At 62.9% G+C, this 20,859-nt stretch carries 22 protein-coding genes; 13 read left to right on the forward strand and 9 right to left on the reverse strand.

From position 1 onward, the window contains the following. Positions 1-21: 21 nt before the first annotated feature. Together SynA1544_RS03900 and SynA1544_RS03905 are read left to right on the forward strand one after the other, a co-directional pair. Positions 22-1,212 carry an amino acid ABC transporter substrate-binding protein gene (locus SynA1544_RS03900; RefSeq protein WP_255477710.1) on the forward strand — a complete coding sequence of 397 codons (1,191 nt, stop codon included), beginning with the start codon at positions 22-24 and terminating at the stop codon, positions 1,210-1,212. 22 nt (positions 1,213-1,234) lie between these two features. Beyond that, positions 1,235-2,896 (forward strand): NAD(P)/FAD-dependent oxidoreductase, encoded by a 1,662-nt coding sequence (locus SynA1544_RS03905; RefSeq protein ID WP_186514898.1) that lies wholly within the window; start codon positions 1,235-1,237, stop codon positions 2,894-2,896. 3 nt (positions 2,897-2,899) lie between these two features. Here the strand turns inward: SynA1544_RS03905 and pgeF are convergent, their stop codons facing one another. From pgeF to SynA1544_RS03920, 3 genes are read right to left on the reverse strand one after another with little or no spacing between them, the layout of a single operon-like run. Next, positions 2,900-3,694 carry a peptidoglycan editing factor PgeF gene (pgeF, locus tag SynA1544_RS03910; protein WP_186514899.1) on the reverse strand — a complete coding sequence of 265 codons (795 nt, stop codon included), beginning with the start codon at positions 3,692-3,694 and terminating at the stop codon, positions 2,900-2,902. Positions 3,695-3,705: 11 nt separating this feature from the next. Next, positions 3,706-4,590 (reverse strand): Tab2 family RNA-binding protein, encoded by an 885-nt coding sequence (locus SynA1544_RS03915; protein ID WP_186514900.1) that lies wholly within the window; start codon positions 4,588-4,590, stop codon positions 3,706-3,708. After that, positions 4,587-5,834, reverse strand: a complete 1,248-nt coding sequence (locus SynA1544_RS03920; protein ID WP_186514901.1) for a S1 RNA-binding domain-containing protein — start codon at positions 5,832-5,834, stop codon at positions 4,587-4,589. Before SynA1544_RS03920 ends, SynA1544_RS03915 begins: the two co-directional genes overlap by 4 nt. A 74-nt stretch (positions 5,835-5,908) precedes the next feature. On the opposite strand from SynA1544_RS03920, the gene SynA1544_RS03925 reads away from it, so the two are divergent. From SynA1544_RS03925 to folE, 6 genes are all read left to right on the forward strand, one after another. Continuing rightward, the gene (locus SynA1544_RS03925) at positions 5,909-6,751 is read left to right on the forward strand and encodes a creatininase family protein (protein WP_186514902.1); all 843 of its coding nucleotides are present in this window, start codon (positions 5,909-5,911) and stop codon (positions 6,749-6,751) included. 76 nt (positions 6,752-6,827) lie between these two features. Next, on the forward strand, positions 6,828-7,547 hold the full coding sequence (locus tag SynA1544_RS03930) for an aldehyde oxygenase (deformylating) (RefSeq protein ID WP_114988527.1): 720 nt from the start codon (positions 6,828-6,830) through the stop codon (positions 7,545-7,547). Positions 7,548-7,661: 114 nt separating this feature from the next. Then, entirely contained in the window at positions 7,662-8,702 is a 1,041-nt protein-coding gene (locus SynA1544_RS03935) for a long-chain acyl-[acyl-carrier-protein] reductase (RefSeq protein ID WP_006850195.1), read from the forward strand. 19 nt (positions 8,703-8,721) lie between these two features. Then, entirely contained in the window at positions 8,722-9,711 is a 990-nt protein-coding gene (locus SynA1544_RS03940) for an acetyl-CoA carboxylase carboxyltransferase subunit alpha (RefSeq protein ID WP_114988525.1), read from the forward strand. A 24-nt stretch (positions 9,712-9,735) separates the two neighbouring features. After that, on the forward strand, positions 9,736-10,443 hold the full coding sequence (locus tag SynA1544_RS03945; protein ID WP_186514903.1) for an SDR family oxidoreductase: 708 nt from the start codon (positions 9,736-9,738) through the stop codon (positions 10,441-10,443). A 9-nt stretch (positions 10,444-10,452) separates the two neighbouring features. Beyond that, complete coding sequence (gene folE, locus SynA1544_RS03950) at positions 10,453-11,202, forward strand: GTP cyclohydrolase I (RefSeq protein WP_186514904.1); 750 nt, start codon at positions 10,453-10,455, stop codon at positions 11,200-11,202. A gap of 36 nt (positions 11,203-11,238) precedes the next feature. On the opposite strand, the gene SynA1544_RS03955 is transcribed toward folE, so the two are convergent. Further along, entirely contained in the window at positions 11,239-11,913 is a 675-nt protein-coding gene (locus SynA1544_RS03955) for a phosphoribosylanthranilate isomerase (RefSeq protein ID WP_186514905.1), read from the reverse strand. Positions 11,914-11,975: 62 nt separating this feature from the next. Here SynA1544_RS03955 and SynA1544_RS03960 point away from each other — a divergent pair, with 62 nt between their 5' ends. Further along, on the forward strand, positions 11,976-13,226 hold the full coding sequence (locus tag SynA1544_RS03960) for a site-2 protease family protein (RefSeq protein ID WP_186515440.1): 1,251 nt from the start codon (positions 11,976-11,978) through the stop codon (positions 13,224-13,226). Here the strand turns inward: SynA1544_RS03960 and SynA1544_RS03965 are convergent. Next, positions 13,184-13,900 (reverse strand): lipoate--protein ligase family protein, encoded by a 717-nt coding sequence (locus tag SynA1544_RS03965; protein ID WP_186514906.1) that lies wholly within the window; start codon positions 13,898-13,900, stop codon positions 13,184-13,186. The genes SynA1544_RS03960 and SynA1544_RS03965 overlap by 43 nt on opposite strands. 27 nt (positions 13,901-13,927) lie before the next feature. Here SynA1544_RS03965 and SynA1544_RS03970 point away from each other — a divergent pair, with 27 nt between their 5' ends. Further along, on the forward strand, positions 13,928-14,695 hold the full coding sequence (locus tag SynA1544_RS03970) for a sulfite exporter TauE/SafE family protein (protein ID WP_115008694.1): 768 nt from the start codon (positions 13,928-13,930) through the stop codon (positions 14,693-14,695). A 4-nt stretch (positions 14,696-14,699) separates the two neighbouring features. Here SynA1544_RS03970 and SynA1544_RS03975 read toward each other — a convergent pair whose 3' ends face one another. Further along, entirely contained in the window at positions 14,700-15,170 is a 471-nt protein-coding gene (locus SynA1544_RS03975) for a CRR6 family NdhI maturation factor (protein WP_186514907.1), read from the reverse strand. A gap of 83 nt (positions 15,171-15,253) precedes the next feature. On the opposite strand from SynA1544_RS03975, the gene psaM reads away from it, so the two are divergent. From psaM to SynA1544_RS03990, 3 genes are all read left to right on the forward strand, one after another. Next, positions 15,254-15,358: a photosystem I reaction center subunit XII gene (psaM, locus tag SynA1544_RS03980; protein WP_025362433.1), complete on the forward strand. Its 105-nt coding sequence runs from the start codon at positions 15,254-15,256 to the stop codon at positions 15,356-15,358. A 139-nt stretch (positions 15,359-15,497) separates the two neighbouring features. After that, positions 15,498-15,800 carry a hypothetical protein gene (locus SynA1544_RS03985; protein ID WP_186515441.1) on the forward strand — a complete coding sequence of 101 codons (303 nt, stop codon included), beginning with the start codon at positions 15,498-15,500 and terminating at the stop codon, positions 15,798-15,800. Positions 15,801-15,869: 69 nt separating this feature from the next. Then, on the forward strand, positions 15,870-16,820 hold the full coding sequence (locus SynA1544_RS03990; protein WP_186514908.1) for a protochlorophyllide reductase: 951 nt from the start codon (positions 15,870-15,872) through the stop codon (positions 16,818-16,820). 65 nt (positions 16,821-16,885) lie between these two features. Here SynA1544_RS03990 and bchL read toward each other — a convergent pair whose 3' ends face one another. The 3 genes from bchL to SynA1544_RS04005 all read right to left on the reverse strand — a co-directional run bounded on the left by bchL (position 16,886) and on the right by SynA1544_RS04005 (position 20,783). Beyond that, positions 16,886-17,776 carry a ferredoxin:protochlorophyllide reductase (ATP-dependent) iron-sulfur ATP-binding protein gene (gene bchL / locus SynA1544_RS03995; RefSeq protein ID WP_114988518.1) on the reverse strand — a complete coding sequence of 297 codons (891 nt, stop codon included), beginning with the start codon at positions 17,774-17,776 and terminating at the stop codon, positions 16,886-16,888. Positions 17,777-17,926: 150 nt separating this feature from the next. Continuing rightward, positions 17,927-19,501 carry a ferredoxin:protochlorophyllide reductase (ATP-dependent) subunit B gene (locus tag SynA1544_RS04000; protein ID WP_186514909.1) on the reverse strand — a complete coding sequence of 525 codons (1,575 nt, stop codon included), beginning with the start codon at positions 19,499-19,501 and terminating at the stop codon, positions 17,927-17,929. A gap of 4 nt (positions 19,502-19,505) precedes the next feature. After that, a complete protein-coding gene (locus SynA1544_RS04005; RefSeq protein WP_186514910.1) occupies positions 19,506-20,783 on the reverse strand; it encodes a ferredoxin:protochlorophyllide reductase (ATP-dependent) subunit N in 1,278 nt (425 codons plus the stop codon). Between the last annotated feature and the right edge of the window lie 76 nt (positions 20,784-20,859).

Consider the following 20,859-nt stretch of genomic DNA (forward strand, 5'->3'; position numbering starts at 1 on the left):
GGGTTGCTTCCCTCCGATCCCATGTCGAAGCCTGAGTGGCGACGTTGGCCTTGGCTGTCGTGGTGTGTTGTTGCAGCCACGCTCATCGGCTGCCAGTCGATCGTGGCCAGTGGCGTCAGCCGCCCAAGGCTGGCGGTGCTGCTGCCGATGGGGCACCGCGATGCTGAATTGCGGCACAACTTCCTCCAGGGCTTTCGTCTGGGGCAGGCGTCGGTGGAGGCCTGTGGAGAGCCCTTCCCGCAAGTTGCCTGGCATGGGACCAACTTCGGCGATGCTCCCGATCCGCAGCTGATGCCATCGACGGAGCTCAAGCTGCTGGTGGCTCCCCCGTCTGCGGATCTGCGGGCCTTTGCCGCCTTCGCTGACGAGCGGGATCTCACCGTTCTGCTTCCCTATCAGCGTGGACAGTCGTTGGACACCCTGCGCGGGCTGGAAGGCCGTGAACGGCTCTGGCCGCTGGTTGCTTCCCGCCAGGAGGATCTCAAGGCGATGGTGGAGGCGGCGATGGAGGCTGGCTGGGGACGGGCGATGGTGGTCGAAGACCCTTCTGCCCTTGAGTCCACCAGCTCCAAGGCCTTTGTGGAGCTGTTCAAGGCCGCTGGCGGCATTGTTGAGAGCTACGAAGCACAGCCCATCCAGCGGGTGGATCCCAGCAACAACGGGCGTCTGCAACGGTTCAAGGACGACATGGCCTGGTCTTGGGTGCCCACCGTTGTGGTGGCTGATGCTCCGAACGGTCCCCTCTCCCGAGAGCTGCGGGCTGAGCAGCAGCAGGGGCGCTTCGGCGGTGGTGCACCGCAGGCGCCGAACTGGATTTGGCTCACCGAGGCGGAAGACCTGCAGGACGCGCCCGCGGTGCCCTGGCAACAGCTTGGGTTGCAGCACCCAGCCCGTGGGGCAGCCTGGGCTGAGTTTCAACAGGACTTCCAGCAGTCCACCGGCAAGGCTCCATCGTTGCTCGCGGGGGCGGGCTTTGATGCAGCTCGGCTGTTGGCCTTGGCCGATGCAGCACCCTTGCCGTTGTCCGCTGACGGGGGCATCGATGCGATGGGTTGGTTGGACCCTGATCAGAAGGAGGTTGTTCCGATTTGCCAGGCCTTTGATCAGCGTCGCCGCGGGGAGCGTCTTCGACTGAAGGCGGTGGCCAGTGATTCTCGCTTTCGTGCTGGCCTGGCACCATCGGGCCAGGCCATGGCCGGTCTGATCGAATGAGGTCTGAGGACACGACCTCGAGATGCTGCGCCTGAGTGAACTGAAGCTGCCCCTCGACCATGGGGAGGAAGCGCTGCAGGAGGCGGTGCTCAAGCGTTTGAGGATTCCGCCGGATCGTCTTCTGGGTCAGACCCTGGTGAAGCGCAGTGTTGATGCGCGGCGTCGCGACCGGATTCAGCTGATTTACAGCGTGGATGTGCAGGTGAAGGGTGAAGCCGCCCTGTTACGGCGCATCGGCAACAAAGGCAGGGTGCGTCTGGCTCCAGACACCCGCTACCGGTCTGTGGGTCATGCCCCCGATGGCTTCCCCTTGGATGCGGCCGATCGGCCTGTGGTGGTGGGGGCAGGCCCCTGCGGTTATTTCGCTGCTCTGCTGTTGGCACAGATGGGGTTCCGACCGCTGTTGCTGGAACGGGGTCAGGCCGTGAAGCAACGCACCGCTGACACCTTTGGCTTCTGGCGGGGCACCAGCCCCTTCAACCCGGAATCCAATGCCCAATTCGGTGAGGGCGGAGCCGGCACCTTCTCCGACGGCAAGCTCTACAGCCAGGTGAGCGATCCCGAGCACTACGGCCGCAAGGTGCTGGAGGAGCTGGTGGCCTGTGGTGCCAGCGAGGAGATTCTCACGCTGCACCGCCCCCACATCGGCACCTTCAAGCTCGCCACCGTGGTGCGTGGCCTGCGGGCACGGATTGAAGCCCTAGGCGGTGAGGTGCGTTTCAACAGTCGCGTCACACGCCTTCAGCTCAGCGACAGCAGCGCTGGGAAGCCCCATCAACTCGATGGCGTGGTGCTGGCCGATGGAACGGAGATTCCCTGCCGCCATCTGGTGCTGGCTCCCGGTCATTCCGCGCGCGACTGCTTCGAAATGCTGGAGCAGATCGGTGTGCAGCTGCAGCGCAAACCGTTTTCCGTGGGCGTGCGGATTGAGCATCCGCAGCACCTGATCGATGCAGCCCGCTGGGGGGAGGCGGCGGGCCATCCGCGTCTCGGGGCCGCCGAGTACAAGCTGGTTCACCATGCTGAAAACGGCCGCTGCGTCTACAGCTTCTGCATGTGTCCCGGAGGATTTGTGGTGGGTGCCACCTCGGAGGAAGGCCGGGTGGTGACCAATGGCATGAGCCAGCACTCCCGCAACGAGCGCAACGCCAACAGCGGTTTGGTTGTGGCTCTGGACGCCGATGACCTGGCACCGTTTGAACGCTTCCCCGGAGATCCGCTGGCGGGGATTGCTCTGCAACGGGAGCTGGAGGAGCGCGCCTTCAGGCTTGGAGGGAGCAGTTACGCCGCACCGGCGCAGCGGTTGGAGGATTTCCTGGCTGCCTGTCCCTCCACACGTCTGGGTGGCATCGCCGCGTCGTATCAGCCGGGTGTGCAGCCCGCCGATCTGGATGACCTGCTCCCTGCTGCCATCGTTGAGGCCTTGCGGGAGGCGTTGCCGGCCTTTGCCCGCAAGCTGAAGGGGTATGACCACCCCGATGCGGTGCTCACCGGCGTGGAAACCCGCACGTCATCGCCCGTGCGGATTCCCAGGGATGAAGCGTTGGAATCGCTCAATGTGAAGGGGCTGGTGCCCGCGGGTGAAGGGGCGGGCTATGCCGGCGGCATCCTCTCGGCCGGAATCGATGGCATTCGAGCTGCTGAAGCCTTGGCCATTCAGATCCTGAGGACCAAGCCTGTTTAAGTTTCAGCTGCAGACGGGGGCTTGCGCCACGATTCCGCTCCACTGAACGGCTTTCACCTGATCCCGTCGCCAGGAATGGAACAGCTCGGGTTCACTGACGGTGCACAGCGGGCAGTGGGCGATCCGTTCGCTGAGGATTCCTGCGCCCTGGAGCTGCACTCTGGCGGCCGTTCGAATGTCCAGGCGATGCCGCCCCGGCTGCTCATCCGGTAGCAGGGCCCCTGCATCGGATAAGGAAGCCTCGTTGGGGACCGCGGCGCTGACGGCCTCCACCACCTCGTCGCCCACCTGGTAACAGGGGCCGCTGACAGCCGGACCCAGGGCAACGACCAGATCCTCCCGCCGCGCACCCCGCTCCACCAATTGATCCAGGGCCGTGATCAGGATTCCAGCCGCCACCCCACGCCAACCGGCATGACAGGCCGCGGCATGCCCGGTGCCGGGATCCGCGATCAGAACCGGGGTGCAGTCAGCGCCGCACACCCAGAGGCTCTGGCCTCCGCGATCACTCACCAGGCCATCGGCTTCAGGCCAGGGATCCTGAAGGGCGTCGCTGGCGTTGAGGACGATCCCACTGTGAATCTGCTGCGGCCGGTGGACGCTGATGCCGGCGCTGACGTACCCCGCCAGTTCATCAGGTCCACGGCCGTGCCAGAGCCGGGTGAAAAAGCCGTGCTCGAACCCCTGCTCGTGAAGCAGATCGCTCTGGAGGTAATAGCCCCCGTAACAACCGATCCAGGTCCAGCCTTTCAACGTGTTGAAGCGGCTGTCTGGTCGATCAAACGGCCCGTCTTTCATCAGCCCTGCCGTCAGGCCATTGGGATGTCCCGCAGCATCCAGAAACCACCGAAGGTCTGTTCTTCGGGGCTGGACTGGATGGCGATGAATTGGAGGCCGCGCACCTGCTGCTGCGAAGTGGCCAGGGCTTCGGCGATTTCAGCGGCGATGCCTGGCTCCAGGTCGCTCACCAGCCAGCGGTCGTCCTGACCAGCCTCCAGCACCAGCTGGCGGTCTTCAACGATCATCCGCACGGGCTCAAGACCCCCCAACCAGCCCGCCATGGCGAGGGAGCGGCTTTGGCTGAACAGGCGCAGACCCGGCACAGAGGCTTCGGGGTCGATGCCATCAGGCACTTGCAGCAGCCCGCTGAAACTCATCGGCCATTCCGATGCCTCCAGCAGCAGGCTCGCCGGCAGGGCGGCCCAGCTCCAGGCGTCGCCTTGAACTTCCTCCGGCAGCGGCACCGGAGGGGTTGGAACGGGCGCCGGCGGCGGTGCCAATGGGCCCGCCATGAAGCCCTCCTCCTCGGGATAAACCTCCCTCTCGCGTTGTTGAAGCCAGTCGAGCAGGGCAAACGTTCGGCGACTGGGAATCACCTCGAGCTCTTGTTCGGCTGCGGCGCGCTGCACCATGGTGCGCATCGAACTGCGCCAGCAGCGCAGGCGCACGGGAGAACCCCAGCCCCCGCTGGCGGATGCCTCCTTGGCTTCTGCCAGGGCTTGGCTCAACCAAAGCGAGTTCACCTCACCAGAGGGGCACACCTTGGCGAAGCGAAAGGGCTCTGCATCGCCCGTTGCGGCAGGGGTGGAGGTGATCAGCAGTTCCCAACGCTTGCGGCCATCGGCCTCAAGGATGGGTCGGGAGTAGAAGTCGAGTTCCCAGTCTTCGGCGGCTGTCAGGGCAGCAGTGCTCATCCGGCGGACTGCTCCTGCTGTTTCAGGGTGTTCTGGGCGCGGCTGGCGCGATCGGCGGCTTCAGCCATCACTTTGTCTCTTTCGATCAGAAGCTCTCCAGGAGGACCCTCCAGCAGGGCAGTGTTGAGGCCGATCCGTCCGCGGCCAGGGTCCAGTTCCGTGATCAGGGCCGAAACGCGGTCGCCCTGGTCGAACACCTCACGGATCGAGCGCAGGCTGCCATTGGTGATGGCTGATTGGTGCAGCAGTCCGCTGATGCCACCAAGGTCGATGAACAGGCCGTAGGGCTTCACCGCAGCAACCTGCCCTTCCACCAATTGGCCCACTTCCAGATCTTGGAAGCGTTCGGCCACGGCGGCTCGTTTTTCGGACAGCACCAGCTTGCGGGTCTCCGAATTCACCTCGATGAAGGCCACGCCCAGGGTCTTGCCCACGAGCTCCTGGTGGTTTTCACCGTTTTGGAGTTGAGAGCGGGGAATGAAGCCGCGCAGCCCTTCGAGATCGCAGGTGACACCGCCGCGGTTGAAGCCATTGACGATGACTTGAACCACTTTCCCCTGTTTCTCCAGTTCCTTCACCCGGTCCCAGCTCTTGCGCAGCTCAAGGGCGCGACAGCTGATCGTGACCATCCCATCAGCGTTCTGCTCACGGGTCACCAGAACTTCAACCTCCAGGCCCTTGGGGAAGCGCTCCCGGAAGTTGGTCACCACGCCAAGGCCCGCCTCGCTCTTGGGCATGTAGCCGGGGGCTTTACCGCCGATATCCACGTACACGCCATCGCTTTCGATGCCGATCACCGTGCCCTTGATCACCTCACCGGTGGTGCCCACCGGAGCGTTCTCGTCCAGGGCGGCGAGGAAGGCTTCTTCATCGAAATCGAAGTCGTCCACACTGCGCGGCTGATTGCTCTGCTCCTTCTTGGGTTGTTGATCCGGCGCGCCCATCAGGTCGGCCATGGTCATGGCCTCCATGCCGCCCATGTCGAACAGAGCGTCGTCATCCGTGCCTGGAGACGATGTGGAGTCCTGCTGGATCGGTCGCGGCGGTGTGGCGAGACCCGCCCGTTCCTCAAGGATGCGTGCTTTTTCCGCCGCAGCCTCTGCTGCTGCCCGTGCTTCAGCCGCTTCACGAGCCAGCTTTTCCTGTTCTTCGCGGCGGTTGATCTGCATCACCTGCAGCGGTTTCGTCGCTGCCGGCTTGGGTGCCTTGGGGCGGTTGGGCTGCGGGCTGCCGGCTGCGGGCATGGACTATTGGGCTTGTCGATCGCTCATTTTGACAGGCTGGGTTGGGATCAGCACCCCCATGCCTGTGCAACGCCATGGACCAGCTCCGCAAGCGATTTGATCAGCTGACCTGGCCCGAGGCCAGCTGTGCTGCCAGCCATCCTGGTGCCACGGTGATCTGGCCGTTCGGAGCCTGTGAGCAACACGGCCCCCAACTGCCGCTTTCGACGGACGCTGTTTTTGCTGAGGGCATCCTCGATTTCGTGTTGCGCGGGCTTGAGCCAGCTCTGCCGATTTGGCGACTGCCGTGTCAGGCCATCGGCTTTTCGCCTGAGCACCAGAACTTTCCCGGCACCCTCAGCCTTTCAGCTCCTCTGCTTCTGGATCTGGTCGACCAGGTGGGCACGCAGCTGGCGGCGATGGGGGTGCAGCGCCTGGTTCTGTTCAACGCCCATGGCGGCCAGATCGGTTTGCTGCAGGTGGCAGCCCGACAGCTGCGCGCTCGCTGTCCGTCGTTGGCCGTTCTGCCCTGCTTCCTCTGGAGTGGCGTGGAGGGGCTGGCGGATCTGTTGCCTGAGCAGGAGTTGGCCCATGGACTTCATGCCGGCCAAGCCGAAACCAGCTTGATGCTGCAGATGGCCCCAGAGCTGGTTGGATCCGCCCGCCCGGTGGATGGACGTCCAGCACCAGGATCCGCGCAGGATCCTCCAGCGGGCTGGAGTCTCGAAGGGGCGGCGCCCTGCGCTTGGCTCACCGACGACCTCAGCGCGACGGGAGTGATCGGTGATGCGCGCCAGGCCTCCGCTGATCTGGGACGTTGTCTGCAAGATCGCTTGATCAAGCACTGGCAGGAGCGTTTTCAAACCCTTTTGGCCAGTGACTGGCCACCCACGCAAAGTCTTCTCACCAAACCGTCCAACATCACGCCCAAGTCCTGAACCTTGGACGCATGTGTCACCAACTCTTGGGGCACTGGTTATTGTCGGTCCCACTGAATGTGGTGGACAGCGTCCTATGACGACCCTCAATGCACCTGAAGCACCCGTGCTGGAGGGCCAGGACGCACTGCCTGATTTCACAACCGAGGCCTACAAAGACGCTTACAGCAGGATTAACGCCATCGTGATCGAGGGCGAACAGGAAGCCCACGACAACTACATCTCCCTTGGCACGCTGATCCCCGAGCAGGCCGAAGAGCTCAAGCGTCTGGCGCGAATGGAAATGAAGCACATGAAGGGCTTCACCTCCTGCGGGCGCAACCTCGGAGTTGAGGCAGATCTTCCCTTCGCCAAGAAGTTTTTCGAACCCCTTCACGGCAATTTTCAGGCCGCTCTCAAGGAGGGCAAGGTGGTCACCTGCCTGCTGATTCAGGCCCTGCTGATCGAAGCATTCGCCATCTCGGCTTACCACATCTATATCCCTGTGGCCGATCCCTTCGCCCGCAAAATCACTGAGGGTGTGGTGAAGGACGAATACACCCACCTCAATTACGGCCAGGAATGGCTGAAGGCCAATTTCGAGGCCAGCAAGGACGAACTGTTCGAGGCCAACAAAGCCAACCTTCCCCTCATCCGCTCGATGCTGGAAGATGTGGCGGCTGATGCGGCCGTCCTTCACATGGAGAAGGAAGACCTGATCGAGGACTTCCTGATCGCTTACCAGGAAGCCTTGGGTGAAATCGGCTTCACTTCCCGCGACATCGCCCGCATGGCCGCAGCAGCGCTTGCTGTTTGACCCGTTTCAGGTCTTGATCCAACGCCGGTTTATCGACAGGCACGTTGCCGTCGATACCGGTTGCCATGGGAGCATGGTTGTTCGAGGTGTTCTTTGAGACGTCAGCGGTAAGACATGTTTGGTCTGATCGGACATTCAACGAGTTTTGAGGCTGCTCGCCGCAAGGCGATGGAACTCGGGTTCGATCACATCGCCGACGGTGATCTGGATGTTTGGTGCAGTGCACCTCCGCAGCTCGTTGAGCACGTGGAAGTCACCAGTCCCGTGGGCACGACCATCGAGGGTGCCTACATCGACTCCTGCTTCGTTCCCGAGATGCTGAGCCGCTTCAAGACGGCCCGGCGCAAGGTGCTCAACGCCATGGAACTCGCCCAGAAGAAGGGCATCAACATCACTGCCCTGGGTGGCTTCACCTCGATCATTTTCGAGAATTTCAACCTGCTCCAGCACCAGACGGTGCGGAGCACCACCCTGGATTGGCAGCGGTTCACCACCGGAAACACCCACACGGCCTGGGTGATCTGCCGTCAGGTGGAGAACAACGCTCCAAGTCTCGGGATCGATCTCAGCAAAGCCAAGGTGGCCGTCGTTGGTGCCACTGGTGATATCGGCTCCGCCGTCTGCCGTTGGCTGCAGGCACGCACCGGAGTTGGTGAGCTCCTGCTGGTGGCGCGTCAGCAGCAACCGCTGCTTGATCTTCAGCAGGAACTGGGCGGTGGCCGGATTCTGTCCCTCGATGAGGCCCTGCCTGAGGCCGATGTGGTCGTCTGGGTGGCAAGCATGCCCCGCACCCTTGAGATCGATCAAGACAGCCTCAAGAAGCCCTGTCTGATGATTGATGGGGGCTACCCCAAGAACCTTGATACGAAGGTCGCCGGTGGTGGCATCCACGTTCTCAAGGGTGGAATCGTTGAGTTCTGCCGCGACATCGGCTGGTCGATGATGGCTATCGCCGAGATGGAGCGGCCGCAGCGCCAGATGTTTGCCTGCTTTGCCGAAGCCATGCTGCTCGAGTTTGAGCGCTGCCACACCAACTTCAGCTGGGGGCGCAACAACATCACCCTGGAGAAGATGGATTTCATCGGCGCGGCATCGGTGCGCCATGGGTTCAGCACCTTGAACCTTCAACCCAACCTGCAGGCCACTGCTGCCTGACCTTCGAAGAGCCAGAGCCATGCCCCGTCGCCCCCTGCTTGAGTTCGAAAAACCGCTCGTCGAGCTGGAGCAGCAGATTGAACAGATCCGTCAGCTGGCCAGAGATTCGGAAGTCGACGTCTCGCAGCAGCTTCAGCAACTGGAAAGCCTCGCGGCCCGACGGCGTCAGGAGATCTTTCAGGGGCTGACTCCCGCTCAGAAAATTCAGGTCGCCCGTCATCCGCAGCGTCCGAGCACGCTGGATTTCATCCAGATGTTCTGCGACGACTGGGTTGAACTGCACGGCGATCGTCGCGGTAATGACGATCAGGCCTTGATCGGCGGTGTCGGCCGTGTGGGCGATCGCCCCGTGATGTTGATCGGCCATCAGAAGGGCCGCGACACCAAGGAGAACGTCGCCCGCAATTTCGGGATGGCGGCTCCGGGTGGATACCGCAAAGCCATGCGGTTGATGGATCATGCCGATCGCTTCCGCCTGCCGATTCTCACGTTCATCGATACCCCCGGCGCCTATGCCGGCCTTGAGGCCGAAGAGCAGGGTCAGGGTGAAGCGATCGCCGTCAACCTGCGGGAGATGTTCCGCTTGCGCGTTCCGGTGATTGCCACCGTGATCGGTGAAGGCGGATCCGGCGGTGCCTTGGGCATCGGGGTGGCCGATCGCTTGCTGATGTTCGAGCACAGCGTTTACACGGTGGCCAGCCCTGAGGCCTGCGCCTCCATCCTCTGGCGTGATGCGGCCAAAGCGCCTGATGCGGCGGCAGCCTTGAGGATCACCGGCCGCGACTTGCTGGAGCTTGGGGTGGTGGATGAGGTGCTTGAGGAGCCCTCCGGCGGCAACAACTGGGCACCATTGGAGGCCGGAGAAAACCTGCGGGCGGCAATCGAGCGTCACCTCGACCAACTGCTGAGCCTTTCGGAACAGCAACTGCGCGAGGCGCGCTACTCCAAATTCAGAGCCATGGGACGGTTCCTCGAAAAAACGTCACAGGATGTCGACAAAGCCGCTTAAAGTGTCGCCGTTTGCTAACGGTTTTTGCCAACGGCTCTAATCACAGGTGCGAGCCGAGGCATAGGTCGCCGAACTGCTGAGCTTCTGGCTCATCAAGGCTGGGATTTGCTGCTCACCGCCCGCAGCGCTGATCAACTGGAGCAGCTGTGTGCTCAGCTCAGCACCAAAGGTGTTTCTGTGGCCTCTGCCGCCATCGACCTGACGCAACCCGATGGCATCGCAGCTGCGATGGCTGGCTTGTTGCTGCAGGGTGAGACCCCTTCCGTGTTGATCAACAACGCGGGTGCGGCCTACACCGGCGATCTATTGGCCATGCCGATTGAGCGTTGGCAATGGCTGCTACAGCTGAATGTCACCAGCGTGATGCAGGTTTGTTCTGCTGTTGTTCCCGCCATGCGTGAGAACGGCGGACTGGTGATCAACATCAGCAGCCACGCCGCCCGTAATGCCTTCCCTCAATGGGGGGCGTATTGCGTCAGTAAAGCTGCCTTGGCCAGCTTCACCCGCTGCCTGGCGGAAGAGGAACGGAGCAATGGCATTCGTGCCTGCACCCTCACTCTTGGGGCCGTGAACACACCACTGTGGGACGCGGAAACCGTACAAAGCGATTTCGATCGTCGTGCCATGCTCTCTGTCGATCAGGCGGCAGAAACACTGGCGAATCTGGCGTTGCAACCCAGCAACCAGTTGATCGAAGACCTCACCCTTATGCCGGCCGCCGGCGCCTTCTGAACGAACACCATGACCTCCACAGTCCCTTTCGTTTCCAACGGCGTCGCCAACGGCAACGGCAATGGCAGCTTGAATCCCCAGATTTCTGCGCGCATCCGTGAGCGCCTGAGGGAAGCGGGTGCTTCCTTCCTGGCGAACGACAACATCGCTGATCACCTCCAGCCGGGTGAGCTGGATCAGCTTCAGATTGAAGTTGCAGACAAGGTTCGCGACCTGCTGCGCAGCCTGGTGATCGATATCGATAACGACCACAACACCCATGAGACGGCGGAGCGCGTCGCCAAGATGTACCTCCAGGAGGTGTTCAAGGGGCGCTACCACCAGCAGCCCAAGGTGGCCAGCTTCCCCAATGTGAAACAGCTGGATGAGATCTACACCGTTGGCCCGATCACGGTTCGTTCCGCCTGTTCACACCACCTGGTGCCGATCATGGGCAACTGCTGGATCGGGATCAAACCTGGTGCCCGGGTGATCGGTCTCTCCAAATTCACCCGCGTGGCTGACTGGGTCTTCTCCCGCCCTCACATTCAGGAAGAGGCTGTGATGATCCTTGCCGATGAAATCGAGAAGCTCTGTGAGCCCCAGGGTCTCGGCATCATCATCAAGGCGCAGCACTACTGCATGAAGTGGCGTGGGGTGAAAGAGCCCCAAACCAGCATGGTGAACTCCGTTGTGCGCGGCGATTTTCGCCACGACCCAAGCCTCAAGCAGGAGTTCTTTGAGCTGGTGCGTCAGCAGGAAGCGCTGCTCAGCACCTGATCAGCCGCGATTCAACGCTCTTTTAACTCCTCGACTTCACGGTCTCGACCTCACAGCCTCGACAAGGGCTTGAACCTTGTCGAGGTTTTTCCATCCCGGTCGTTCCTCAAGCCGACTTGAGGCATCGAGCCCCTGGGGCGTGACGCGGCTGAGCAGTTCTGGAACCCACTCCGCACTCACTCCCCCTGCGAGCCACCACGGCACCGAAAGCTCGGTTTCGGCCAGCCAATCAAGGGGGATCCGGTGCCCGGTGCCGCCCAGTTGATCGGCGCTCCAGGCATCGAGCAGCAGAGCATCAACATGGGGCGCGTACTGCTCGAGCTGCTTGAGATCGTCGGGTTCACGCACCCGCAACGCTTTCCACCACTGCTGCCGGGGGTAGCGCTGTTTCAGGTGTTGGCAGCGTTCGTCTGACTCGCTGCCGTGCAGCTGCACCACGGAGGGCTGCCCAGCACCGTTGAGCGCTTCCTCGAGGGCGGCATCGTCGGGATCGGCCACCACCCAAACGCGATGCAGCTGGGGGTGCTGTTGTTCCAGAAGCTGGAACAAGCCCCTGCGCTGGGCTGGTTCCACAAAGCGTGGGGTGGCGGGAACGCCGATCACGCCAATCGCCTGCACCCCCATCTGTGCGATGGCTTGAGCCTGCTCGGGGTCGGTGATCCCACAGATCTTGAGGTTTGGAGTGGGGCGGGGATCACGCAAGGGCTGCATGGGTTGCTCTCCCTAGGATCGTGGATGAAAGTCCGCGGCAGCGGCACACGACGGGATTGGCGGTGGGAGAGGGCTGGCAGGTGCTCAAGATTGGCGGAATTCCCCTGCGGCTTCAGCCCAGCTGGTTGTTTGCCGTGGCGATCTTCACCACGTTGTTTCAGTCCCGCTACGCGACAACGGCCTCGGCAACGGCGAGTTGGGGGCTGGGATTGCTGACCACCTTGTTGCTGTTCAGCTCCGTGCTGCTGCATGAATTGGGCCATGCCCTGATGGCCCTGAGGGAAGGGGTGAAGGTGTTGAGCATCACCCTGTTTCATCTGGGCGGCATCGCGCGGGTGGAGAAGGAATGCCCCACCGCCATGGGCAATCTGCGCATTGCGGCTGCTGGCCCGATTGTGAGTTTGGTGTTGGCCTTCGGAATGCTGGCGGGGGCTGCAGCGCTGTCGGACACCCAGCCCTTGGCCACACAGTTGTTGAGCCAGGTGGGTTTGCTCAACTTGATGCTCGGCTTGTTCAATCTCCTGCCCGGGCTGCCCCTCGATGGCGGGCTGATCCTCAAGGCCTTGGTCTGGCAGCTGAGCGGCAGTCAGCAGAAAGGCGTTCAGGTGGCATCGGCGTCCGGACGGGCTTTGTCGATGCTGATGATCCTGTTGGGTGGTGTTCTGCTCTGGCAGGGCTGGCGGCTCAACGGCCTCCTGCTGATGTTGATCGGTTGGTTCGGCCTGAGTGCCAACCGCAGTCAGACCCAGATGCTGCAGTTGCAGACGGTGCTGCGGGAGTTGAAGGTGGAGGCTGCGGCAGGCAAACGTTTCCGCGTGCTGGAGGCGGATCAGACCTTGCGGCGCCTCAGTCAGCTGCGGCTGACCGCCAGCGAGGCGGAGGGACCTGCCGATTGGGTGCTCGTCTGCAAGAGCGGCCGTTGGGTGGGTTGGATTGACGATCAACCCTTGAAACTGCTGCCGGTGCAGCAATGGGACCAACAGCGCCTCGAGGATCATCTGCGCCCCCTCACTGAACTGCCGTCCATCGCCAGTTCGGCTCCCCTGGTGGAGGCGGTGCCGGCCCTGGAGGCGGCCTCCCAGGGACGCCTGTTGGTGATGAGTGCTGCGGGCCTTCCCTCCGGCACCCTCGACCGCATGGATGTGGGCGATGCGGTGCTGAAGCGGCTCGGGGTGAGCCTGCCCCCCGCGATCCTCGATGAGGCGCGCAAGCGCAATGGATACCCCCTGGGTTTGGCGATGCTTCCTCAGATGGTGCAGTCGATGCAGGCTCAGAGCGCAGAGCCGGACGCCAGCTCGTCCTCGAACTCCTGAACTTCCTCAGCCTTCAGTGGCTGCATCTGCCACGGGCAATGGCTCCAGGATTGAACCAGGCTCTGGCGCAGTCGCTGATCCAGCTCCAGCCGGTTGATCCGGGCTGGAGCCGCCGCTGGAGCCGCTTCCTCAAACACCTCCTCCCAGAGCTCAGTAGGGGGATCCAGCAGGATTTCACCGTGTTGAAGCAGGCGACCGTTCTGCCAGCGCTGGGCGCTGCCAACCCGTTTGACGCCGCATGGATCCACCAGGTCGGCCACCGTTGCCGAGGCGAAACAGTTGTTGGCCTCGCCACCAGCAGGGTCCGAGCCGAAGTGCAGCGCTAGTCCGAGATCCTGGAAGCCATTGATCAACCACTGGCAGGCCTGGCGGTAAGCCTCCTGGCGTCGCCGGGGTGCATCCGGCCAGATCAAGGCATAGGTGAGACCGCCGGCATGAAGCACGGCCCGACCTCCGCTCGGGCGTCGCACCAGGCTGATGCGGCCGCGGCGGGCCAGCTCATTCCAGTGCTCAGGCCAGTGGCGTTGATGGCGTCCCAGCGAGAGCCAGGGCCCATCCCAGCGGTAAAAACGCAGAACCGGACCGTTGCTGCGCTTCAGAAGCCAGGCATCCAAAGCCACCTGGGTGTGTCCATCCGCTTGCTGGGTGGGGAGCAAACGCCCGGTTGCGGGCATGCTGGAGGGAAGCATCGATCGCACGCCATGGTGCCCTGGTGGGATGTGCCGATCCTGATCGCCCTGGGCCTGCTGGCGGGGGGCTTGGCCGGGTTGTTGGGAATCGGCGGTGGCTTGATCTTTGCCCCGCTCCTGCTCTGGCTTGATCTCCCGCCCCATCAGGCCCTGGCCACCAGCAGTTTCGCCATTGTGCCCACGGCTTTGGCGGGCACCATTACCCATCTGCGCCAGGGCCGGCTGCCGACCCGGCCGGGACTCGCCATCGGCTTGGCGGCCTTTGGCTCGGCACTGCTGTTCGGTGGTTTGGCCGGTTTGGCAGCGGGCTGGATTCTGCTGGCGATGCAGACGCTGATGTACATCGTGCTGGCGTTCTGCGTTCGCGAACGGCCCGAGGCGGATGCCAATGATGACGTTGATGACGGCAGCGCTCCGCAGTTGGCGGGTGTGGGCTGCATCGCCGGCTGGACCGCTGGGATGTTGGGCCTGGGCGGGGGGCTGGTGATGGTGCCCCTGATGAGCGGTCCGATGTCTGTGCCGATTCATCAGGCCGTGCGGCTGAGCACGGTGGCGGTGCTCTGCTCTGCCAGCGCAGCATCCCTCCAGTTCCTGCATGAAGGACGCGGCGTTCCTCTGATGGGCCTGCTGCTGGGGGCGGTGGCGGCGATCGCTGCGCAGTGGACGGCCAGCCGGCTCGATCAGTTTGATGCGGCCCTGCTTGTGCGCTGTCTGCGGGGACTCGCCATCATCCTGGCGATCGACAGCTCCAGGCGGGCCCTGCAGCTTTGGCTGAGCTGACTGGTCAGCCCAACAGGTTCCAAAATCCCGCATCCAGCTCGTAGCCCAGGGCTGCGGCCATCTGGGAGAGGTTGCCCCGCATCGGGCGTCCGAGCTCTCGCTGGCAGAGGTCGTCCAACAGCATCAATCGATGCGTCACCCAGAGTTCCAAGGCTTCCGGGTCAAAACGCAGCCCTTCGCTGCGGCTGAAACTGTGGGGCACCACCAGGGCCACATGGCGAATCAGGCTGCCCTGGTCGCGTTCAAGCAAGAGCGGCAGCCAGGGGTAGCGCGCATCGGCCCGCAGGGCCCAGAGCCGAGGCTCGGGGCATTCCGGCAGTTCGCGTGGGTCATCCTGCGCCCGGGGCCAATCGAAACGAAGCTCGAGCACTGGCCCCTGGCTCAGCAGTGCATCCAGCGGCTGAGTGCTCCAGATCTCCAGCGGCCGTAGATCCAAGGCGCGGATAGCAGGGGCATCGATCAGAACCGGATCCATGGGCTGGTGTGACAGGCCTTTGCGAATGATGGCCTGCAGCCCTTCCCTCAGAGAAGAATGGGACCGTTTGATGCATGGCTCCCATGGAAACCGTTCTGTCTGCACCTGAGGTGTTCATTGCCCTCGTGGTGGCTGCCCATGCCGCTGTTCTGGCTCTGCGTCTCTCCATCAGCCTTTACGAGGCCTGATTTCAAAGGCAGCCCAGATCACCGGGCGTAGAGCTGGTCTTGGCACTGCGAACGGATTGCGTTACAAGCGGATGTTCGTGCTGATGCGGTGACCGCCAGTCAGGTTCAAAGTCCAGCTCCCCGCACGGATGCAGCCAGCATGGCTGCAGCGATTCAGCGGCAGACCGACCAACAGGAAGTGCAGTGCAGCCTTCTCGCCTTGGCCGCCAAGGCGAGTCTTGTTTTGTTGGGCTGTGTGAGCTTGGTCCGCCTGTCGGTGGCCTATCAGGAACGCATGGATCGCCACAGTGAAATCGCGGCGGTCGTGTCGATTGAGTCGGCGAAATTGGAAACGCTGCAACAACGCTTCGATCGTCTGTTCAGCATCGGTGGAGAGAAGCGTCTGATCAGCGAGCAGGATCAGTGGATCGCCCCCAATCGTCTGCGCGTGATCTGGCGCTGAGATTCGTGACCAGCGGCGTTGGGATTGAGTGCTGACCGGCAGACTGGCAGCCTTCCTGGCCCTGTCTTGATGTCCACGCCCGGCACCGTTCTGATCACCGGCACCACCTCCGGTGTGGGCCTGAATGCCACCTGCGCCTTGGTGAAGCGGGGTTGGACGGTGATCACGGCGAACCGCAGCCCGCAGCGTGCTGCGGCAGCTGCCGACGCTATGGACCTCCCCAAGGAGCGTCTCAAGCACGTGTTGATGGATCTGGGTGATCTCGACAGTGTGCGTCGGGCGGTGGATGCCTTGCCCGAGCGCGTGGATGCCGTGGTCTGCAATGCAGCCGTGTACAAGCCGAAGCTGAAGCAGCCGGAGCGTTCGCCCCAGGGCTATGAAATCTCGATGGCCACCAACCATTTCGGCCATTTCCTGCTGGTGCAGCTGCTCTTGGGTCGGCTGAAGGCCTCCACTCATCCCTCCAAGCGGGTGGTGATCCTGGGCACCGTGACGGCGAACTCCAAGGAGCTGGGGGGCAAGATTCCGATCCCTGCGCCGGCAGATCTGGGGGACCTCTCTGGTTTTGAAGCCGGGTTCAAAGACCCCGTCACCATGGCCAGTGGCAAGCCGTTCAAGCCCGGCAAGGCCTACAAAGACAGCAAGCTCTGCAACATGATCACCACCCAGGAGCTGCATCGCCGTCTGCACGGGGACACGGGGATAACCTTCATGTCGCTCTACCCGGGCTGTGTGGCGGACACACCGTTGTTCCGCAACACCCCCAAGGCCTTCCAGACGATCTTCCCCTGGTTTCAGAAAAACATCACCGGCGGCTACGTCTCCCAGGCCCTGGCGGGGGAACGGGTGGCTGATGTGGTGGCCAACCCCGACTTCGCTGAATCCGGTGTGCACTGGAGCTGGGGCAACCGCCAGAAGAAGGACGGTGAGCAGTTCAGCCAGGAACTGTCCGACAAAGCCACGGATCCGGAGACGGCCCGGCGGGTGTGGGAGTTGTCGATGAAGCTCGTCGGCGCTTGAGCTGAGCTCTTCTCAACCAAGCCCCGGTCGCAGCGGCCGAGGCTTCGTTGATCAAGTCGAGGGTGTCAATCGAATCCCAAGAGGTCGAAGATTTCCCTGTCTTTGAGGGAGGTCGCCTCGAGCGGCTCCACCTTGTCGAGCATGTTCTGGGCTAGCCGCAGATATTCGTTCTGCACCGCTTGCACAGCCTCATCGGCATCATCCATCTCAAAGATGGTGCATTTCTTGAGTCGGGATCGCCGGATGGCATCCACATCCCTGAAGTGGGCCATGGTGCGCAGGCCGGTGCGATCGTTGAACTTGTCGATCTGATCGGTGTCGGCGGATCGGTTCGCCACGACGCCGCCAAGCCGCACCTTGTAGTTCTTGGCTTTGGCTTGAATCGCCTGAACGATGCGATTCATCGCGAAGATCGAATCGAAATCGTTGGCGGTCACAATCAGGCAATAGTTGGCGTGCTGCAGCGGGGCGGCGAAACCACCACACACCACATCGCCGAGCACATCGAAGATCACCACATCGGTGTCTTCCAGCAGATGGTGCTCCTTGAGCAGCTTCACGGTCTGCCCGGTCACGTATCCGCCGCAGCCCGTGCCCGCCGGTGGGCCGCCGCTCTCGACGCACTGCACCCCGTTGAAGCCGGTGAAGACGAAATCCTCAGGCCGCAGCTCTTCGCTGTGGAAGTCCACCTCCTCAAGGATGTCGATCACCGTCGGCACCATCTTGTGGGTCAGGGTGAAGGTGCTGTCGTGCTTGGGATCGCAGCCGATCTGAAGCACCCGCTTGCCCAGCTTCGAGAAGGCGGCTGACAGGTTCGAGGAGGTGGTGGATTTGCCGATCCCGCCTTTGCCGTAGACCGCGATCACCAGGGTTTCTTCCTGGATGTTCAGTGCCGGGTCCTGGTGGACCTGCACGCTGCCTTCACCGTCTGCCGGTCGCGTCAGGGTTGTGGTCATGCAGCGACCTGTGCAAGAGAAGTCGATTTCATTCAACAGCAGCAGATGTGCAGTGGTTGGTTTTCACCAAGAAATGAAAGATCTGGTTCTTGCTTGAGTTGCAAGAGCAGAATTTCTTTCAACTAAATAAAAAGAAATGAGTGCAAATGCTCATGCCTTGAAGTGGGCTTTTGCGTCATACAGCGTTTCGCTGCTGATCTCTCTGCAGCCCACATCGCGCGCGTAAGCCTCCGTGTTGCGTCGCACCTTTCCCCGTACGAAGAAGGGGATCTTCTTCAGCTCGGCTTCCCCATCGGCCGTCCACTGCAGAGCGCCATCGCCCTCCCCTGGGATGTCACTCAAGCCGGAACTGTCGGCGGCGCCGGCACCACCGGCATGGCCCAGGTGGCTCTGGTGGCCGTCCACGAATTCGAAGTCGTGGCGGAACATCCCGATCAGGTGTTCCTCCAGGCCCATCATCAGCGGGTGCACCCAGTCGTCGAAGATCACGTTTGCTCCTTCCCAGCCCATCTGGGGGCTCATTCGGGCAGGAACGTCCTGCACATGCATGGGTGTGCTGATCACCGCGCAGGGAATCCCCAGCCGCTTGGCGCTGTGGCGCTCCATCTGGGATCCCAGCACCAGTTCCGGTGCCGCTTCGGCCATGGCCGCTTCCACCGCCAGGTAGTCGTCACTGATCAGGGCCTCCAGTCCCAGGGCTTTGGCGGCGGCCCGCACGGGCCGGGCCATCTCCCGGCTGTAGGTGCCCAGTCCCACCACTGTGAAGCCCAGTTCCTCGCTGCAGATCCGGGCTGCGGCGAGGGCGTGACTGCCGTCGCCAAAGATGAACACCCGCTTGCCCGTGAGGTACGTGGAGTCCACGGATTCCGAATACCAGGGCAGGCGTGAGCGCCGGTAGCCCTCATCGGGGGCGGGGGGCTCCATCCCCAGCATTTCGTGCACTTCGACGAGGAAATCGTGGGTGGCGCCGACGCCAATCGGCACCGTTCGGCTGAAGGGCATGCCGAAATTGCGCTCCAGCCAGCTGCAGCTGGATTCCGCCACCTCCGGATAAAGGCAGACGTTGAGATCGGCATCCGGGATCCTCTGCAGATCCTCCACGCCTGCCCCGAGGGGCGCCACCACGCCCACATCGATGCCGTGCAGGGTGAGCAGTTTCTGCACCTCCAGTACGTCGTCCCGGCAGCGGAAGCCCAGCAGGGAGGGGCCCAACAGGTTCACCCGGGGCCGGCGCCCCTGGTGTTGCCAGGCCCTGGGGTCGTGCTGGCTGTTGGCTGGCGCCTGCTCCTTCAGCAGGTTGCGCACCAGTTGGTAGAAGGTTTCTGCGGCTCCCCAGTTCTCTTTTTTGCTGTAGGCCGGCAGCTCCAGACTCACCACCGGCATGGTGAGCTCCATGCCCTGGGCCAGGGCACCGGGCTGATCCTGAATCAACTCCGCGGTGCAGCTTTCCCCCACCAGCAGGGCATCGGGTTGGAAGCGATCCACCGCTTCACGCACATGCCGTTTCACCAGTTCGGCGGTGTCCCCCCCGAGATCCCGGGCCTGAAAGGTGGTGTAGGTGACGGGCGGACGTTGTCCGCGCCGCTCAATCATCGTGAACAGCAGATCGGCATAGGTGTCCCCCTGGGGGGCATGGAGCACGTAATGAACGCCGCGCATGGAGGCGGCAATGCGCATGGCCCCCACATGGGGTGGCCCTTCGTAGGTCCAGAGCGTGAGTTGCATGGGATCAGGCGTGCACGGTTGCGTCGGGGCTGCTGGGGTGGAGGCCAGGTCGAATCAGTTGCCGGCGACGCAACGGCCGCGAAAACAGTTCCGCCAGGTCGCCGGCCTGGTCGATGCCGTGGATCGGGCTGAACACCAGTTCGATCGACCATTTGGTGGCGATGCCTTCGGCCTCCAGCGGATTGGCCAGGCCCATCCCGCACACCACCAGGTCGGGCTGGCTGGCGCGAACCCGGTCCAGTTGCTGCTCCACGTGTTGCCCCTCCATCACGGGGACGTCATCGGGGAGCAAGGCCAGCTCGGCAGCCATCTGTTCGCGGTTCAGATAAGGCGTGCCCACCTCCACCAGTTCCATGCCGCATTCCCGTTGCAGAAACCGGGCCAGGGGCAGTTCCAGCTGGGATTCGGGAAGCAGGAAGATCCGCTTGCCCTCCAGCACGGCGCGATGGCGGGCCAAGGCGCTCTGGGCGCGCTCCATCAACGGGTCCAGCACAGCAGCAACCCGTTCATCAGGCAGATGAAAGGCAGTAGCAGCAGCCTCCATCCAGCGGCGACTCCCCTCGGCCCCCAACGGGAAGGGGGCCGTGAGCACCGTGGCGCCGCGGTCGCTGAGCAGGCGCGCAGTTTCCGTGAGAAAGGGTTGGGTCAGCAGCACCGTGGTTCCCGCTCCCACGGCCGGCAGGTCAGTCGATTGCCGGGGCGGCAGGCTGCGAATCGTCTCGATGCCCATCCGCTGGAACAGGTGCATCTGCCGGTCTTCCACGGCATCAGCGAGGGTTCCCACCAGCAGCAACTGACGCTCATCGCTGGCGGGGAGCAGGGGAACGAGGGCTGCCAGTGCCCCGTCTTCTCCCTGGGTGAACGTGGTTTCAATGCCGCTGCCGGAGTAGTTCACCACCCGCACCCGGCCTGTCAGTTCTTCGTTGAGCCGTTCGGCGGCCCGGGCCAAATCCAGCTTGATCACTTCGCTGGGGCAGGACCCCACCAGAAACAGCGTGCGGATTTCGGGGCGGCGTTGCAGCAGTTCCCTGCAGACCCGGTCGAGTTCGTCGTGGGCATCGGCGAGGCCAGCCAGATCCCGCTCGCTGAGAATGGCCGTGCCGAAACGGGGTTCGGCAAAAATCATTACCCCTGCGGCGCTCTGGATCAGATGGGCGCAGGTGCGTGATCCCACCACAAGAAAAAAGGCATCGGGCATGCGCCGATGCAGCCACACAATCGAGGTGAGGCCGCAGAACACTTCGCGCGGCCCCGACTCCTTCAGCAGCATTGGCCCGGCCATCGGCCGCTCCCTTGATGATCAACCTCTCCAAGTTGCGAATAAATCCGCTGAGGAGTGGAAAGGTCGCTCAAACTCT

The sequence above is a fragment of the Synechococcus sp. A15-44 genome (assembly GCF_014280115.1).
Lineage (GTDB): Bacteria > Cyanobacteriota > Cyanobacteriia > PCC-6307 > Cyanobiaceae > Parasynechococcus.